Below are 18,250 nucleotides of genomic sequence, written 5' to 3' on the forward strand. Positions count from 1 at the left end.
CGAAATTGATGAGTTGACCAAGTGTTTCTCGAAAAATGAAAGTTTTTTGAGAAACACTCTTTTTTTATCTTAATAATTATGGTAGTATGTCCCAAACTGTATTTTATTTTAAAGGAGCGTGAAGTGAATGGTCAAAGCGATTCGGAAATTATCGTTAATTCAAAAAATCATGATAGGGATTGTGATTGGAACCACCTTGGGTTTCTTGGTGCCTGAATGGACCTTCATCAGCGTTCTTGGTGAATTGTTTGTGGGCGCCTTAAAAGCAATTGCGCCGATTTTAGTTTTTGTCTTAATTATTGCGTCGCTAGCCCAACAAAAGGCTGGGGCGAAAACATATGTTGGATCAATTTTAGTTGTGTATCTGTTAGCGACATTTTTGGCAGCTGTTGTTGCCGTGACAGCAAGCTATCTGTTTCCCGTTAAGATTGTCTTGGAGGCGGCGCAGGAATCGCAAGCAGCCCCAACGCAACTTAGTGATGTTTTAAGTAATGTGTTAACAAGCGTTGTCCAAAATCCGATTCAAGCGATGATTGAAGGCAATTATTTATCTGTTTTATTTTGGTCCTCATTAATCGGCATTGGGCTACGTCAAAGTTCGGTCGCTACCAAGGATGTGATTGCCAATCTTTCAACAGGGATTACCACGGTCGTTCAAATGATTATCGGCATTGCGCCAATTGGAATTCTAGGTTTGGTGTTTCATTCGGTGGCAACAACAGGCATTGCAGGGTTAGCCAAGTATGGTCAGTTACTATTATTGTTAATTGGTACGATGGCCGTAGTTGCTTTAGTCGTTTATCCAGCGATTGTTTTTTGGAATATTCGGCAAAATCCGTATCCGTTAGTCTTTTTTGTATTAAAGGAAAGTGCGATTCCCGCATTCTTTACACGCAGTTCTGCGGCCAATATTCCCATTAATATGGAATTGGCGAAAGCAATGGATTTAAATGAAGAATCTTATGCGGTCTCTATTCCGCTGGGCGCAACGATTAATATGGGTGGCGCAGCCATTACGATTACTATTATGACATTGGCGGCAGTCCACACATTAGGGATGTCCGTGCCAATCTATTTAGCATTATTGTTGAGCATCATCGCCGCTGTTTCTGCTTGTGGGGCTTCAGGAATTGCTGGTGGCTCCTTGTTGTTAATTCCGCTTGCATGTAGTTTGTTTGGCATTTCCAATGACATTGCCATGCAAGTCGTCGGCGTTGGCTTTATCGTCGGCGTAGTCCAAGATTCCATTGAAACAGCGTTGAACTCTTCTAGTGACTTGTTGTTTACCACCTCAGTTGAGTTAGCAGACCGACGTAAAAATGGTGAAATCATTGATGTTAAAGCGTTAATTGGCAAAAGTCAATTGGTGGTCGAACAAGAAAATATTTAAAAGAAAGGAACAACCCGCTAAAATGTGGGTTGTTCTTTTCTTTAATAATCTCGGCCCCATTTTTTTCAGGGGCCACTGAAATTATCGACCATTTTGTGAAGAAAATCCTCTCTATAATAAAGGTATCAAGTAAATAGGAGGTACACGAAATGAAATGGTATCAACTTTCCTCAACAAAAGTAATCGAGCAGACTAAGACGAAGCAAACGGGTCTTTCTAGCGAAGAACGTCAGCAACGTTTACAAACGAATGGTCCAAATAAAATTGAAGAAAAACAACAACTGAAAACGTGGCAAAAGCTAGCCAAACATTTTACAGATTTACTAATGGTGGTCTTACTCGCTGCCGCAATTCTAAAATTTGCCACAGGCGAAGTGGTCGAAGGAAGTATCATTTTTCTAGTGGTACTTGTCAATGGCTTTGTCGGTTATTGGCAAGAGCGTAAAGCAGAAGAATCATTAGACGGCCTGAAACAGATGATGGGCCAAGAGGCAGTCGTTCTAATTGATGGACAAAAAACAACCGTTTCTTCTGAAACATTGGTTCTGGGAGATGTAGTCACGTTACAAGCTGGCGATGTAGTTCCAGCAGATTTGCGCTTATTTGATGTTCATAATCTGATGATTGAAGAATCAATTTTGACAGGCGAATCAGAAGCCGTGGAGAAAATTACCGGTTCCTTGAATGAGGAATTGCCAACAGGCGATCAAAAGAATTTGGCTTTTTCAGGAACACTTGTCCAAGCAGGTTCGGCCTTAGGTGTTGTAGTAGAAACAGGAGATGCCACTGAAGTTGGAAAAATTAATCACGCGTTGCAGTCAGTAGATCAAAAAACAACGCCGCTCGTACGGAAAATGCACCAATTAAACAAGCAAATTTTCCAAGGGATTATGGTCTTGATCGTGTTTCTGATTTTCTTTACCACTTTTCGTCATGGCATGGAATGGAGCCTCTTATTTTCTGCGATGATTGCATTAATTGTAGCAATGATTCCAGAAGGCTTACCTGCTGTGTTAACGATGATTTTATCGATGGGTGTTCATGAGATGGCTAGAGAAAATGCGATTATTAAAGGCATGCCTTCCGTTGAAACATTAGGTTCAATGACAGTTATCTGTTCAGACAAAACAGGAACGCTAACTAAAAATGAAATGACGGTAATGGATGTAGTGACTGAAGAAATGACCATTGTCAAAGAGATTATGGCCAACTGTCAAGAATTGAAATTACAAGACCAACAAAAAATCGCCGACTTACAAGGGAATCCTACCGAGTTAGCTTTACTACAATATGTTGATCAGGATCAACTGTCTTTACGCCCTGTAGAAAAGAAAATTCCGTTTAGTTCAAGTTATAAATACATGGCCACTCGCCATCCGCAAGCAGAAGGTTCAATTATTTATGTCAAAGGTGCGCCAGAAGTATTGTTACAACTTTCTACGTTATCTGATAATCAAAAAGGTGCTTGGCAAGCACAAGCTGCGCAATTAGCGCAAAAAGGACAACGGGTATTAGGTTTCGCTTATAAGACAGTTACGTCACAACAGGAACTGACACATGAAACATTGTCAGGATTGACGTTTGCTGGACTGGCAGGCATCATCGATCCGCCAAAAGAAAGTGCCATTCAAGCCGTCAAAGAATCTCAAGAAGCAGGTATTTCCGTCAAAATGATTACCGGAGACCATAAAGATACAGCGCAAGCCATTGGCGAGCAAGTTGGTTTAAAGCATACGAAAAAAGTTCTTGAAGGATTAGAAATTGATACTATGTCAGATGAAGAATTAGCCCAGCACGTTCAAAAAGTCGATGTATTTGCACGAACAACGCCAGAACATAAATTACGAATTGTCACGGCGTTACAAAACAATGGTGAAATTGTCGGCATGACCGGTGATGGCGTGAACGATGCGCCAGCACTAAAGAAAGCTGATGTCGGAATTGCCATGGGAATTAAAGGAAGTGAAGTAACCAAACAAGCCGCAGATATGGTTTTGGCAGATGATAATTTCCATACGATTGCTAAAGCTGTGAAAGAAGGACGCCGCATTTTTGATAACTTGAAAAAGACGATTACCTTCTTCTTGCCAACTTCTTTAGCACAAGGTTTAATTGTTGTCTGGGCGCTTTTAATGAATCATCCTCTCCCGTTGACACCTGTCCAGATATTATGGGTAAACATGGTAACTACGATTACTTTGTCTTATGCATTAGGTTTTGAAAAAGCGAGTGCTGATACCATGAAACGACCACCAAGAGATGTCAACGAAGGCATTTTAACAAAGTACAGTATTTTTAGAATCATCTATGTGTCGGTACTCATTATGGTACCAGGTTACCTCATGGCGTTACAATTTGAGGGCCAAGCCTTACAGCAAACGTTCCTCTTACAAAGTATCGTCTTAGCGCAAGCAGCGTATATGATCAACTGTCGTAAGTTGGTTGATCCGTCGTTAAGCACAGGATTTTTCCAAAATAAAGTGTTGTTTGCTTCATTAGGAATCCTCTTTTTACTACAAGCGCTAGTAGTTTACTGGCCAGTAGCGCAGCAATTAATTGGCACAACTTCTTTAAATGGCCTTCAATTAGCAATGATTTTCGTCCATGTTGTGAGTCTGTTTTTCCTTGTTGAAGGGGAAAAATATATAACCAAACGATTCATGACGAAAGAAAGCCAAAAAACTAGCGAATGTCCTCGCTAGTTCCTTTAAAAATAAGAATGAAGAGTGAGCTCTGCTAGTCGGCGGAGTTCATTTTTTGTTGGAATTAAAGAGAGATAAAAGACAGGAAGATCAAGATGATCCAAGGGGAAATTGGAAATAATTATGTCGGCTTCATTTAACGTCAACTGGCTTAGTTCCACATATTCAATATCTTGTAATTTCACACGAGTACCTAAATAAGCAGCTAATTCTTGTTGTAAAAAAGCTTTCCAAGCAGGTTCCCCTTGAAAGAGGAAATAGGCAGTCATCGTTTGCGCCTGAATGGAATAAATGGCTTGTTTTTCTAACAAAGAAGCCAAACTAAGAAAATAAGTTGGTTCTTCAATCGTGGTGTAGCGAGATAAAATCTCCAAAAGTTCTTGGTTGCTCTTTGATAACGCAAGGTCCTCTGCGGCTTGTTCGGTCATTAATTCTTGATATTCCAATTGAAATTGCTCAGAAAGTGTTGGGGACTCGGTATATTTAATGAATAACAATAACAGATTATCCAATAAATTTGTTTGGATTAAATCAGGCCGGGCTTCTTCAGTGGACAAATTAGTGACAAACTGCTGTAACGACTTTCGCAGCTGGCTGTAATGAGTGTGGAGCGCAGAAGCCAACGTTTCGCCATAGACATTATCGTAATTCCAGCTTTCTAAGAAACAAAAGAAGGCAAAAAAACTTTCTTCTCCTTGCAAATAGATGCCTTCAGAAGCATAAAGTTTTGCCAAGGACGGTTGATAAAGTTGAAACAAGACATCTTTTGAGTCAAAAGAAAATTGACTCACTCGGCAATTGGCTTTGTTGCGAATCGTGTTAATGAAAAACCAACAAGCACCAAAAATTTCTTCCGTTTCCACCGTCAACTCACTACTGTAAACTTGTTTCAAAAATTGAAAATAATGCTCCTCATGAATCGAATAATCGTCAAAAAAATAATTATTATGAGTAAAAGGCACCAACAAACGATGATAAAAAATCCGAATATTGCTTTCTGCCCCGATTAGCTGAATGGTCGTCGTGGTTAGTTGAATCGTTAAATGAAAATCACGTAAGGCCTGATTCATTTTTTTGATATGTCGCTTCAAAGTTTCATAAGAAACACCACTAGTGCTCAAAAAAGAAGTTGTCACTAACTCTTTCGTAAATAGTAGTTCTTTTAATAGCTGAATACTAATGGATTGAGGTAAAAATAATGACCAAAGCTCATTGGTTTGCGCATTCCCCTGATTGCGTAACCGAATACCACTGCTATCGGTTTCAATGGACCAGTCGGCGGGTAATTGACTGCGAATATATTGTAAATCCGAAAAAACGGTTCGCTCTGTCGTCTGGATTTGCGTGGCTAAACGCTTGGCTGTCAGCTGAGGAACATTTAATAACTGTTCCAACAAACGAATTTGCCGAAGCAAATCTTTTTCCGTTATCACACGTTTTAACATGGAGTACATGGCAAAACCTCCTTTTGCTTAAGAATACGGATAAAAAGGGGATTGGTCAATTAAAAAAAGAAGCGAATTACGATTCGCTTCTTTTTATTCACTATACAAAAATATCAAATGTATACAAAACGGCTGACAATAAAATAGTTACAACAGCCATTCCTGATACAAAGCCGACAGCATCAGGAACAAACGGAGGTAATCGTTTAGCAATATAGTTACCGACAGGGGCCGCACTGATTCCTGCTAAAACGGCGATGGTCAGGGAAAGCCAAAAACCACCACCCATCATTAAAATCACACCAGGAACAATGCTGACCAGTGGCATAAACGTTGGATACCAACCTTCTTCAGCGAAATGTTTTCGATAAAGAAAAACACCAACAGCCGAAGCAATCATTTGTCCCATTAAAATGTCAGGAACCAAGCCAGAACCATTTGTAATATGATTAATATTGACAAACCAATCTGTTAAAACGCCTAGAATTACCAAACCTCCAACTAACTCATTTCCATAAAACCAAGCTTCGGAGAAGTCAGCAAAAGTGCGTCGTATTGACCATTGAAAGGTTTGCGTATTTTCAATTTTAGGTTGTTTTTGCCGCTTCTGAGCGATTGGTGCAACAGAAGGAACCATCCAAGGAAGTTGATGACAGATGGCTGAAACAATCCAGCCAACAAAAGCCATTGTGGTAACGTTGGAAACTGTACCAGGCACATTTAAAAGAGGCATCAATTGCGCATTCAGCCAATTGGCAAACGGAAAAGTGAAAAGCGCACTCAACAGAGAAATCGTTCCTAATTTTTTCCAGCCAGGACCGTAAACGAGTGTTAAAGCTGGCGGCGTGCCGACCACTACAATAAACGTTGGTAACCACAACACTTCTTTTGTAAAAAAGCGTGTAAAATCAAAAACATAAATAGTTAAAAAGAGGGAAAGTAGCTGAGAAGCAAGTACCCAAGGCCAAGCACCAGAGCCACCAGCAATTGCAAATCCCTGCCATTTTGAATTTTTTCGATAAAGTTGCCAAGCAATCAGACCGCCGATTAGTAAGAAAAGCGTTGTAAAAAGTCCACCGTAAAATTCTCCTTCCGTGAAGTTCATAACAAAATAGATAAATTTGTAAAATCCCTGCTGATTCACTTTGGTAACTACGTCATTGTAAGGAAAAAAGTTAGACACATGTCGAAAGCCATTCATGATCCAATACAGGAACATTCCCAAAAAAATTTTTACAACAAGAGCTAAAACGGCTTCGTAATTGATCGATTTATTTTTCATATGATCGCTCCAAAAAAATGACATTTTACTAAGTTTTTGAAATTAGTTTATTTTAGCTACTAAAGCTTTTAGTGCCTCGTTAAAGACATTTGCTGGCGGATTAGTCAATCCAGCGCCAATCATACCAATCCCCGGTTCTTTATGAGCAATAGCAGTATTAATGACAGGCAGCATCCCTGTTTCTAAGACTTTTAAGATATCAATGCCTGAAGGAATCCCCATAAAATCTAAAACAGGAATCGTGACATTGGGATTTTCTTTCGTAGTAATTTCCAGCATTTCTTTTGAATAATTCAATGCTTCTGCCACTGTTCCGCCAACTAATGGGACAATTGCTGGTGCAGCTGCCATAGCAAATCCGCCAACACCATACGTTTCTGTAATAGCACTATCGCCCATATCCAAACCAGCATCTTCTTGTGTGTAACCAGCAAACATCGGACCAATCACCCGTTGGGCAGGCCCCGTAAACCAGTGATTTCCACCAATCCCACTGACACGAATTCCAAATTCGACCCCATTGCGACACATGGTGGTGACAATTGTACTATTCTCCACATTATGACCAGCATCTAACGCACATTTAGCGGCACCCATCCAAGTTGGACCAGAAAAATAGTCAGAACTGCCAAGAAATTCAAATACTTCTTTTAATTGTTCACGAGAAAAATCAGTTTGAACCATGTAAGGTGTTAATGCTTGGACTAACAACGTACTTCCGGCTACATTGCGATTATGGCACTCATCGCCCATATGCAAGGCTTGCGAAAGCATTAAGCGTAAATCAATGCCTTCTGGACAAAAAGTCATGGCATCATGAAGTAATGGACCTAAAACATCGCGCATCCAAATCAGGCGATCCACGACGGATTGATCATTTGCACCAAATCGTAAAACTTTCGCCAATTGTTCACTTAAATTAGTAAAAGCCGTGTTGCCGTACGTTTCATTTTTGATAATATGAACGTACATATTCGGAGAAGTCACGCCAGCCATAGAACCAACGGCATCATGTTCATGACAAGGAGAAAACGTAATCGCGCCAGAACGAGCAACCCGATCGGCATCAGCTAGATCTTTTGCTAATCCTTCAAAAACAAGCGCTCCTTGAACGGCACCTTTCATCGGTCCGCACATATTTTCATAAGTAATGGGTGGACCAGCATGTAAAATGGTCGTTTCAGTCATATTGGGCATGACATTAATTGCTTTATCAAATCCCACTAAAATAGGTTTTGATTGAATAATGCGGGTAACCGCTTCTTCGTTGGCTTGTTGGATTTTTTCATAAAGCGTTGGATTTTTTAATTGATCCAATAATTTCAATAGCTCTGGGTCACCATTGGCTGGCGGTGCCCAATTTACTTGATGTGAAGGAATCCCTTGTTTTTTCATATCTTCATGAATAAAGTCAATGCCTACATTGATCGTATCTAAAGGCTGTTTAAAAAGATCATTTCTGCTCATGTTCGTTCGCTCCTTTTACAAAAGTTTTGGTGGCTTCGCAAAGTTGATGACTGCTGTCGACAACGAGAACCTCTAAATCTTCTAAAATTTTCCGCTGTTCATGAATATCTTGTGGATCTTCTTCGGTCCCTAAAACATAGCCAATAATGGCTAGCTCACGACCATCTGATTTCGCTATTGCTTTGGCTTCCTTTAACGCCTCCGCTAACACGCCAACAGGATTTTCGTGAGAACCATAACCTAATTCAAAATCTAACGCTAAAACTGCCACTTCAGGATCTTTGGCTTCTTGAAGAATGCGAGTAATCCGAGAAGTCGGATCGATCATTGGATGTGGGCGGCCTTCTGTGAAACGATCATCACCGAAATCAATCAATGTATGTGCTTGGCTGTGGTCAGGATTTGCTAATTGCCGTTCAGGAATTTTATGAATATTACTATAAACATCATCAGAGACTTCTGTTAAAGCATATAAAAGTTCATCACAAAGAGTGCCACCACAGAACAACCCACGAACAAATTTTTGAGAAGGGGCTTGTTGCTGTTGGATGGTTGTTAACGTTGCGCCTGTCGGATTTTGATAGAGGCTGGTTTCCGCTTCCTGTGTTTGACTAAATTGAATCACCTTTTGAACTGCATCCAGAGAAGAAGTAGCAAAAGTGACGTTGTCTATTTTTCGTTCCGTTTGTTCACTGCCGATAAAATAAATAACAACTGGTTTAGTTGAAACAGCTAATTTTTTTAAAATTTTCTCTGTTACTTCTGGAGCAGGCGGTTTAGAAATAAGCAAAATTGCCTTAGTTTGTTCGTCAGCCATTAAAGCATCCAGCCCGTCAAGCATCATCAGCCCACCAATTTCAGCAGACAAATCACGGCCACCAGTACCAATTAATTGTGAAATCCCATAACCATATTTATGGATTTGGACACTAACTTCTTGGCTGCCTGTACCAGAAGCGCCGACAATTCCAATATCTCCTGAACGTACCTCGTTAGCAAAACATAACCCAACGCCATTAATAATCGCTGTTCCACAATCAGGGCCCATCACAAACAGTTCTTTTTCGTGTGCTTTTTGTTTTAACGCTAATTCCTCGTCAACCGTCACGTTATCACTAAAGAGCATGACGTGTTTTTGCTGATCTAAAGCTTTATGCGCTTCTCGTGCAGCAAATTTTCCATTGACAGAAATTACAACTAAGTTGGCATCAGGCTCTTCATGAAGGGCTGAATCTAACGTCTTATAGGTTACTTCAGAAGAAGCAGTTTTCTTTTTCTTCGTAAATAACTCGTCGACTTGCTGTAAAATTTCTTCTGAGTTCGCTTGGTCATCAAGATCTAAAACAATTAATAAATCACCTGTTGTAACATGCTCCAAGGCGGGTGTATATAACCCAACATTCCGAATCACTTCAAGATTCATGTCGGTTCCCATCCCAATCATTGCGGTTTTAACTCCAGCCAGTTCATTGGCTCGTGTTGAAATGGTCATTAAAGTAACTGAATCAAAATAGGCGTTCTCTTTAATTACTGTTTGAATTGTCATGATTATTCTCCTCACAAAATAGTTTTAAACCAAAAATAATGCCGCAAAGTATGTCGCTTCCTGAAGTTGAGCCCACCTCCTCTAAAGCTGAAACTGCTTGAGCCATTTCGTTTGTATTTCCGCTTTCAATTGATAAAAAAACACGCTGAACTAGTTGAGAAAACCGCTCGTTCACTGCTTCATGGATTTCCGCATAACTGACCGCATTCGTTCGTTCCTTGGCTAGCACAGCCAGCTGTTGGAAATTCGAGGGAAGTTGCTGTAATGCAGAAAAACTAGCAAGTAATCCTGTGATAAAATCATCGCCAGTGGGGGTTAAACCAATCCCCAATCCTAAAATCTTCGTTAAACAATCAAGAGCTATTTTAAAAGATTTTTGCGCCCAAGCCTGTTGAAAATGAACCATTTCTTTTTGAATCTGGGTCCGACTATAAGAATCAAAAAGAAAGGTTGACGACGAAGCAGGAAAAAGCGCTTGCCAAGGATTGAAACGAGTTTGCTGAATATACGTTAAAAAAATAGCTATCTTTGTTTTACTGGGTGTTAAATAAAGTGGCGTTGGTTGCCAAATTTGGGCATCGGCTAGGGTTAATTGTCGTCGGCCTAACCGGATAAACAGGGGCTCAATTTGGACAGGTAAATCAGCGAAATGGCTAAGTTTTTTTTCATCGAGTATAATCGTGTTAGGTGCTATATGTTCGGGATGCGTTGAAATGGTCAAGAGAATTTCTTGGGTGTCTACATGACCATAATTAATAGCGTGCGTAAAACATTGCAAACTAGTCAATGTTTGATGAGGGAGTTTCGATAAAATCGTTTGGTCATAAGCTAAAATTTTTGTCATTCCAACGACCTCCTTTTTAATAGCGCTTTCACGACTTCATAATAAAAGAATCCAGCACGCTAAACAATTGCTAAAAATGACATTGATTTACAAGTTTGAATGGACAATTTGTACATTGGGAGGATAAATGATGTTAAAAGTGAGTGATTTATTAACGTTAGAAGAATTACCTGGCATTACCTTAGTGGCAGGACATAAAAATCAGGACCAACCGATTTTAAAAGTCAATATTTTAGAAAATCCTGATATTTTAGATTGGCTAACAGCAGGTGAGCTGCTGTTAACGACAGGGTACATATTTAAAGATGATCGGAAATTACAGAAAAATTTTTTGAAAGAACTAGCCAAACACCATTGTGCTGCCTTGGGATTTAAAACCCAACGTTATTTTGAAGAAGTTCCACCAGACCTAATCAAATTAGCAGATGAAATGAACGTTCCTATTTTAGCAATTCCTTACAATTACACCTTTTCGCAAATTGCTGACGTGTTGAAAAGTCGTGTCACGTTAGAACAATTTGACATGAATGCGCAAGAAACCGCATTGCATAATAAAATTTATCAAATCTTAGAAACGGGAAGTAGCAGTTTTCATTTGCTGCAGGATCTAGCAGAAACTATTCAAAATCCTGTCTTGTTATTGAATGACCACTTTGAAGGAGTTAATTTTTTTGACTTGCCTAAAAATCCAATTCGTATTTCTAGCATTTTAGAAGATAGACAAGAAACCTCAGAGTTCCAAAAACAATTACTTGAACAAAGTCATCCATTACTACGCTTTTATCAAGAACCGATTCATTTACAGTTGAAACTCCAGAACCAAGTGGTGCCAATTGAAATTTATCCAATTAAAAAGAAAAATGTTATTTTATATTATTTACTCGTCTGGAACACCTTGGCCCCATTACGACCAGTCGACGTGGCTCATTTTAAAATCACAGCTCATTACTTACTTTTACAATTGCAATTGGAATACTCACGGAAATTTGAAGAATACCAACAACGAAACAAATTATTTTTTAAGCTGATTGCGCATGAAAAGAGGGATCAAGCTGTTTTCCAACAATTTCAACAGTATTATCGCTTGACAATAGATAAGCCCTATGCGATTTTGCTAATTTCATTAACCTTAAATGAACGCCAAAGGCAAGAAAGAATGTCTATTTTAGGTAACCAGTTAAACCAAGTTATCTTAGGGGACAAACAAAAAATTGTTTGTATTGAAATTGACAGTTCCTTTGTCTTATTAGTTGAAGATCCACCTGAAAAAGAAGGCGATTATCTGAAAATGATGCAACGCCTAGCGCAAAGTAGCATAAATCAGTTAATGAAAGTACAAGAAGATGTGGAACTTTTCCTAACAATAGGACCTAAGATTCAAGGTCTGACCCATATTCATGAATCGTATCAACAAGCGATTGACGTTTTAGCCTTTCAACGCCAATTCGTTGCAGAAAAACCTGAAATGAGGATTGCTTCCTACGCGAATTTTCATTTTAGACAGACACTACAACGTTATTTTTTAGAAGAAGGACAAGCAACCCTCAGAAAAAAATATCTTCAACCATTGCAGAAAAGTGATCAACAGCAACATACCGACTTTGTCCATACTCTGAATGTCTATTTTCAATCAAAACGAAACTTGTCTCAAACAGCCAAAAAGCTCTTTATTCATCGTAATACTTTGTTACAACGATTGGAGAAAATTGAACAGCTAGTGCTGTTGGATTTTGATAAGGAAGTGGATTTGTTGGCGCTGGAAGTGGCGTTGTTTGTGGGATTCGAGTAGTGAAAATTTGTCGATGATATTGCTTTTCTAGCAAAAAAGACTTACACTGTAAGGTTGTGTAAGTCTTTTTTTATTTGTCTTGAATAAATAGGAGGTTATAAATGTGGGAGCAGAATTAAATCAACGGTTATTCAGCGCTGCAGACAATCTTAGAAGTAAAATGGATGCGTCTGAGTACAAGAACTACTTATTAGGATTAATCTTTTATAAATATTTATCTGATAAATTATTACAAACAGTAGTGACTTTAGCAGATGAGTCACTAGAAGAATATGATACGCCAACAAAACAAACAGAGCTATATAAAGAATTGCTAGCAGATGAGGACTCTCGTCAAGACTTAGTTGACACCTTAGTCGATACATTAAGTTATGATATTGAGCCAGATTATTTATTTAGCAGTTTAGCAGAACAGGCAAAACAAAATGTTTTCCAATTAGATGACTTGAAAAAAGCCTTTGTTTATTTATCTTCAAATTATAAACAATTTAATGGCTTATTTGATGATGTTGATTTACAATCGAAAAAATTAGGTTCCGATGACCAACAACGAAATGTAACAATTACGGAAGTATTAAAAAAATTAAATGATATTGATGTCACTGCCCATGAAGGCGATGTGATTGGTGACGCTTACGAGTTCCTGATCTCGCAATTTGCGTCAGAAGCAGGAAAAAAAGCAGGAGAATTTTACACCCCTCATCAAGTTTCGGATATGATGGCGCGGATTGTGGCTTTGGGTCAAGAAGATAAAAAGTTGTTTAGTGTTTTTGACCCGACGATGGGTTCGGGCTCGTTAATGCTGAATGTCCGTAACTACTTGAATTATCCAAAAAGTGTCAAGTATCATGGACAAGAGCTGAATACGACTACTTTCAATCTTGCGAAAATGAACCTGATTTTGCATGGTGTGGAAGCGGAAGATATGAATTTACGGAACGGGGATACGCTTAACAAAGATTGGCCAACAGATGAGCCATATACCTTTGATTCTGTAGTTATGAACCCGCCATACTCGGCAAAATGGTCGGCAGATGCCTCATTTTTAGATGATTCACGCTTTAACCGTTATGGAAAATTAGCACCGAAATCGAAAGCAGACTTCGCCTTTTTACTGCATGGTTATTATCATTTAAAAGATTCAGGAACTATGGCGATTGTCTTGCCACATGGGGTTCTTTTCCGTGGTGCTGCCGAAGGTGTTATTCGTAAAAAATTATTAGAAGATGGTAGTATTTACGCAGTTATTGGCATGCCTGCCAACTTATTCTTTGGTACATCAATCCCGACTACGGTTATTATTCTTAAGAAAAATCGTGACAATCGAGATGTTTTATTTATTGATGCAAGTAAAGAATTTACAAAAGGGAAAAACCAAAATAAATTAGCAACCGAACATATTGACAAAATTGTTTCAACTTATATTGAACGTCAAGATGTAGAAAAATATGCACATGTAGCGACTTTTGAAGAAATTGTTGAAAATGATTATAACTTGAATATCCCGCGCTACGTAGATACTTTCGAGGAGGAACCGCCTGTGGATTTGGTGGCATTAAATAATGAAATCAAATCCACAAACCAGGAAATAAAAAAAGTAGAAGCTGAGTTATTAGCTATGCTTGATGACCTGGTGGTAACGGAGGAAACCCAAGCACTAATTGATGCCACGAAAGAGGTGTTTGGAGGATGAGGGACGAGATGAAAAAGGCCCCTCGGCTCCGGTTCCGCGGGTTTCAGGAAGATTGGGAACTGTGTAAGGTTGAAGAATTTTACGATTTTAAGAATGGACTCAACAAAGAGAAAGAATTTTTCGGTTCTGGAGTACCAATTGTAAATTTTGTTGATGTCTTTCATAACAGAGGTCTTACTCCTGAAATGCTTAAAGGTCGTGTTACTTTATCCAAAAAAGAGATTAAAAATTTCGAGGTAAAACAAGGGGATATATTCTTCACCAGAACTTCTGAAACTATCAATGAAATAGGTTATCCATCAGTTATGCTAGGTGTACCAACAGATACAGTATTCAGCGGATTCGTCTTGCGTGGTCGGGCACGTAGCGTCGACCCAATGGATAACCTATTCAAGCGCTATGTGTTTTTCACTGAATCATTTAGAAATGAAATGGTGAAAAAAAGTTCAATGACGACACGAGCTTTGACTTCAGGGACAGCTATTAAGGAGATGTATGTTCAATATCCGTCTTCGAAGGATGAGCAGCATAAAATAGGTGCTTTCTTAGCTCAAATCGATGATACTATCGCTCTTCATCAGCGTGAGTTAGATCAGTTGAAAGAGTTGAAAAAAGCGTATTTGCAATTGATGTTTCCAGTAAAAGATGAACGAGTACCGAAATTACGTTTTGCTGATTTTGAAGGAGAATGGGAGCAGTGTAAGTTTTTTGATATGTGGGAAAAGTCCAGCGATAGAAATAAAGAATTAAAATATTCTTCTAAAGATGTTTTATCCGTTGCAAAAATGACAAAAAATCCCGTTGAGCGTAATTCTTCAGATGAATACATGAAAACATATAATATATTACATTATGGTGATATTGCTTTTGAGGGAAATAAGTCAAAAGATTATTCTTTTGGTAGATTTGTTTTGAATAATTTACAAGATGGTATTGTTTCACATGTATTTATTGTGTTTAAGCCTAAAGTAAAAATGGATATAGATTTTATGAAGGTATATATCAATAATGAGTATTTCATGAAACATCATCTAGTAAAAGCTACAACGAAAACATTAATGATGACTACTTTAAATGTTCAAGATATGAATAAGCAGAAATTAAGAATTCCATCATTAAACGAACAAGAGCGAATTGGTAAATTTTTTAAAGAACTTGACCATGCTATCACACTCCACCAAAACAAACTAACCCAACTAAAATCCCTAAAAAAATCCTACCTCCAAAATATGTTCATATAAAACTGAATATTTACACACTTTAACACCTCCGAGATAATAAAAAAGATGATTCGTTCATCAACAATTATCAAGGAGGTTTTATTTTGGTTAAGAGAAAGAGAACAGAGCAGTTATTTCATGAGTATTTTAGTGAATGGGTGGAGCTATATAAGGTAGGGGCGATTCGGGATATTTCGTTGCAAAAATATTATATTGCGGAACAACGGCTTGCTGAGTTGGCACCTGGTTTAAAAGTAAAACATTTGGATCGGCAACGGTATCAGCAGTTATTAAATGACTACGCATTAACCCACGAACGGCAGACAACCATGGATTTTCATCATCAATTAAAAGGAGCAATTTTAGATGCAGTCGATGAAGGACTTATTTCAAAAAATCCAACACGAAAAATTGTCATTAAAGGAAAAGCACCACGTCCTAAAAAATCAAAATTTTTAAATCAATTTGAAGTTCAAGCTCTTTTGAAAGAATTAGAGTTAGGCGAGCAACTAAACTGGGATTGGTTTATTTTATTGGTAGTTAAAACGGGCCTACGCTTTTCCGAAGCATTGGCGCTAACGCCAAAAGATTTTGATTTTTCTAAACAAAAAATAACTATTGAAAAAACATGGAATTATAAGAACCCCACTGGTTTTTTCCAATCAACAAAAAATGAATCTTCTAAACGCAAAGTACAAATTGACTGGCAAACAGCAATGCAATTTTCTCAATTGATAAGAAATATGCCACCAATGGAACCAATTTTTGTGAAAGGACGTGTCTTTAATTCTACGATTAATAGTCGCTTAAAAGTCTTATGTAAACGTGCGCAGATTCCAGTGATTACTGTCCATAGTTTGCGTCATACACATGCCTCGCTGTTATTATTTGCTGGTGTTTCAATTGCCAGCGTGGCGACTCGATTAGGCCATTCTAGTATGACAACTACGCAAGAAACTTATTTGCATATTATTCAGGAATTAGAGAATCAGGATAACGATAAAATTATGCGCCATTTGGCGATGTTGATGTAGAAAGAAGCGCTCCAAATTCCGGAGTGCTTCTTTCGTTATAAGTTAAGTAAAGATTTTGCATTTACACGATCATACAATTCGATTAACAATTCTTTATTGTCTTTCATTTGCGAATAAACAACTTTTAGCCAATCTTTTTGAAATTCATAATCATTAATAATATCTTGAACAAGCTGAGCTTTAAACGCAAAATAAGGCTGAACCGTTCCATATTTTTCTGAAATCAAAGTATGTAGTAAAGTATGTTCCAATAAATTACAATAAACTAAACGGTCAGGTAATTGTTCTTCCCATGGCGCAACTAGAGCATAATCTGTAGTTGATAAATTCGGATAGTTATCCTCTCCAACATGATGAATTTCCGATCCCTCCATTGACCGAGTAATTTTAGGATTTTTAGATTTACAAGTTGGAGTCCTGAAATAAGAACCTGGAACTGAACCATACTTATTATTTAAGTACGTGACAAGTTCAGAATAATTCATTTTCACAAGTTTTTGATATTCTTCTTGCAAGCTGTTTGCCATTGATAGTCATCCTTTCTTTTTCATAATAAAGATACTCCTTCCAATGATATTGTGCAACATTGAACAATCGTTTATGTAAACAATCCCAGTTACTTTTACGTGTAGCAGTAACTGGGACTGAATTAGATGAACATGTTTTGGAGGTAGGATTTTTTAAGAGTCTTTAGTTGGTTGAGTTTGTTTTTGTAGAGAGTGATGGATTGGTCAAGTTTTTTGAAAAAAATTCCTATTTTTTTTTGTTCTTCCGTAGAAGGATACGGGATAGGCATTTCTACAAATATTGAATCTTTAATAGCAAAACGATCTGCACGAGCTCCAGTATCACCATTCAGCTCCATGAAATGATGCCAATAAACGGTATCAAAGTACTTTTCAAGATAATTATTATCAATGCTATGTGTGCGAAAGACGTAATACAATGGCGACATGACGCCGGTACGTCCAAGTTTATTGCGTTTAATTGGACCAACTGGTGCAAAATTTGAAATTCGTGGATTGTAGACGAAATCATCATTCTGAACTACGTAGTAACTATCGAGATTATTTGCATTTGAAATATCTTTATCAAAAAAAAATCGTTGGTTGATAATCCCGTATTCTGCTGAATTTGTCAAGGTTTCGGTAAATTTCCCATGTTTATTCTTTTCTTTAACCTTATCAGAAATATCACTCAACTTACACAGTTCCCAGTATCCCTTAAAACCAGTAAATCGTAACTTTGGAAGTTTATCATTTTTAGTATTTGTTGAAGCAAACATCAGCTGTAAATAAGCCTTTTTTAGCTCTTTTAGCTGATCAAGCTTACGCTGATGAAGAGTGATGGTATTGTCGATTTGTTTGAAAAATTCTCCAATTCTTTGTTGTTCACTACCACTTGGTATATAAACCGTTACAGCATTAATCGTTGTTTTTGAAAGACTAGGAACTCCTGTTGATTCATCTTTAGATTTCCAATTTATTTTTCTAAAAATAGAATAAATAAAGTTAAGATCAAAATTGTTTTTAGGAATTGCATAAAATAGTGTATCTACGGTCCAAAAAGGTGCTTTTAAAATGTAAGGATTATTTATCGTTCCTTTCCGGCCAATTCCGATAGCATCCTCATCATATGACAATGCTTCACTGACACTTAGCATATATCCTCCCGTACCGTAGACAGGTATATTTCCAGAACCCAGATGTTTATAGTCACGTCCAGAACGAACGTCTACTATTTCTTTTAACTTACACAGTTCCCAATCATCATCATAAGTTTTTTAACCAAAATATAGTTATAAATTTATCAAAATGATATAATTTAATTAAATAAAA

General features: G+C 37.9%; 13 protein-coding genes. 6 read left to right on the forward strand and 7 right to left on the reverse strand.

All coding sequences use genetic code 11. The annotated features are described in order from the left end of the window. Positions 1-127: 127 nt before the first annotated feature. Positions 128-1,390: a serine/threonine transporter SstT gene (gene sstT, locus HMPREF2810_RS10670; RefSeq protein WP_002383297.1), complete on the forward strand. Its 1,263-nt coding sequence runs from the start codon at positions 128-130 to the stop codon at positions 1,388-1,390. 149 nt (positions 1,391-1,539) lie between these two features. After that, positions 1,540-4,092 (forward strand): cation-transporting P-type ATPase, encoded by a 2,553-nt coding sequence (locus HMPREF2810_RS10675; protein WP_002383298.1) that lies wholly within the window; start codon positions 1,540-1,542, stop codon positions 4,090-4,092. A gap of 5 nt (positions 4,093-4,097) precedes the next feature. Here HMPREF2810_RS10675 and HMPREF2810_RS10680 read toward each other — a convergent pair whose 3' ends face one another. From HMPREF2810_RS10680 to HMPREF2810_RS10700, 5 genes are all read right to left on the reverse strand, one after another. Then, on the reverse strand, positions 4,098-5,537 hold the full coding sequence (locus HMPREF2810_RS10680) for a global transcriptional activator MafR (RefSeq protein ID WP_002416059.1): 1,440 nt from the start codon (positions 5,535-5,537) through the stop codon (positions 4,098-4,100). Between the two features lie 100 nt (positions 5,538-5,637). Continuing rightward, positions 5,638-6,819 (reverse strand): hypothetical protein, encoded by a 1,182-nt coding sequence (locus HMPREF2810_RS10685; RefSeq protein WP_002383300.1) that lies wholly within the window; start codon positions 6,817-6,819, stop codon positions 5,638-5,640. A gap of 42 nt (positions 6,820-6,861) precedes the next feature. Next, positions 6,862-8,286, reverse strand: a complete 1,425-nt coding sequence (locus tag HMPREF2810_RS10690; RefSeq protein ID WP_002383302.1) for a YlbE family protein — start codon at positions 8,284-8,286, stop codon at positions 6,862-6,864. Then, positions 8,273-9,832 (reverse strand): acyl-CoA synthetase FdrA, encoded by a 1,560-nt coding sequence (gene fdrA / locus HMPREF2810_RS10695; protein WP_002383303.1) that lies wholly within the window; start codon positions 9,830-9,832, stop codon positions 8,273-8,275. Before fdrA ends, HMPREF2810_RS10690 begins: the two co-directional genes overlap by 14 nt. Next, positions 9,810-10,676: an oxamate carbamoyltransferase subunit AllH family protein gene (locus HMPREF2810_RS10700; RefSeq protein WP_002380923.1), complete on the reverse strand. Its 867-nt coding sequence runs from the start codon at positions 10,674-10,676 to the stop codon at positions 9,810-9,812. The genes fdrA and HMPREF2810_RS10700 overlap by 23 nt, the downstream gene beginning before the upstream one ends. Before the next feature lie 127 nt (positions 10,677-10,803). Here HMPREF2810_RS10700 and HMPREF2810_RS10705 point away from each other — a divergent pair, with 127 nt between their 5' ends. The 4 genes from HMPREF2810_RS10705 to HMPREF2810_RS10720 all read left to right on the forward strand — a co-directional run bounded on the left by HMPREF2810_RS10705 (position 10,804) and on the right by HMPREF2810_RS10720 (position 16,412). After that, positions 10,804-12,465, forward strand: coding sequence for a PucR family transcriptional regulator (locus HMPREF2810_RS10705; RefSeq protein ID WP_002383304.1), 1,662 nt, complete (start codon positions 10,804-10,806; stop codon positions 12,463-12,465). 103 nt (positions 12,466-12,568) lie between these two features. Continuing rightward, entirely contained in the window at positions 12,569-14,158 is a 1,590-nt protein-coding gene (locus HMPREF2810_RS10710) for a type I restriction-modification system subunit M (protein WP_002383305.1), read from the forward strand. Beyond that, a complete protein-coding gene (locus HMPREF2810_RS10715; protein ID WP_002417879.1) occupies positions 14,155-15,399 on the forward strand; it encodes a restriction endonuclease subunit S in 1,245 nt (414 codons plus the stop codon). The genes HMPREF2810_RS10710 and HMPREF2810_RS10715 overlap by 4 nt, the downstream gene beginning before the upstream one ends. An 83-nt stretch (positions 15,400-15,482) precedes the next feature. Next, on the forward strand, positions 15,483-16,412 hold the full coding sequence (locus HMPREF2810_RS10720) for a site-specific integrase (protein WP_002365301.1): 930 nt from the start codon (positions 15,483-15,485) through the stop codon (positions 16,410-16,412). 35 nt (positions 16,413-16,447) lie between these two features. On the opposite strand, the gene HMPREF2810_RS10725 is transcribed toward HMPREF2810_RS10720, so the two are convergent. Both HMPREF2810_RS10725 and HMPREF2810_RS10730 read right to left on the reverse strand, forming a co-directional pair. Then, positions 16,448-16,939 (reverse strand): SAV1803-related protein, encoded by a 492-nt coding sequence (locus HMPREF2810_RS10725; RefSeq protein ID WP_002383307.1) that lies wholly within the window; start codon positions 16,937-16,939, stop codon positions 16,448-16,450. Positions 16,940-17,061: 122 nt separating this feature from the next. Next, positions 17,062-18,171, reverse strand: a complete 1,110-nt coding sequence (locus HMPREF2810_RS10730) for a restriction endonuclease subunit S (RefSeq protein ID WP_080114294.1) — start codon at positions 18,169-18,171, stop codon at positions 17,062-17,064. Positions 18,172-18,250: the final 79 nt, after the last annotated feature.

Source organism: Enterococcus sp. HMSC078F03 (genome assembly GCF_001811595.1).
In the GTDB taxonomy this organism is placed as follows: domain Bacteria; phylum Bacillota; class Bacilli; order Lactobacillales; family Enterococcaceae; genus Enterococcus; species Enterococcus faecalis.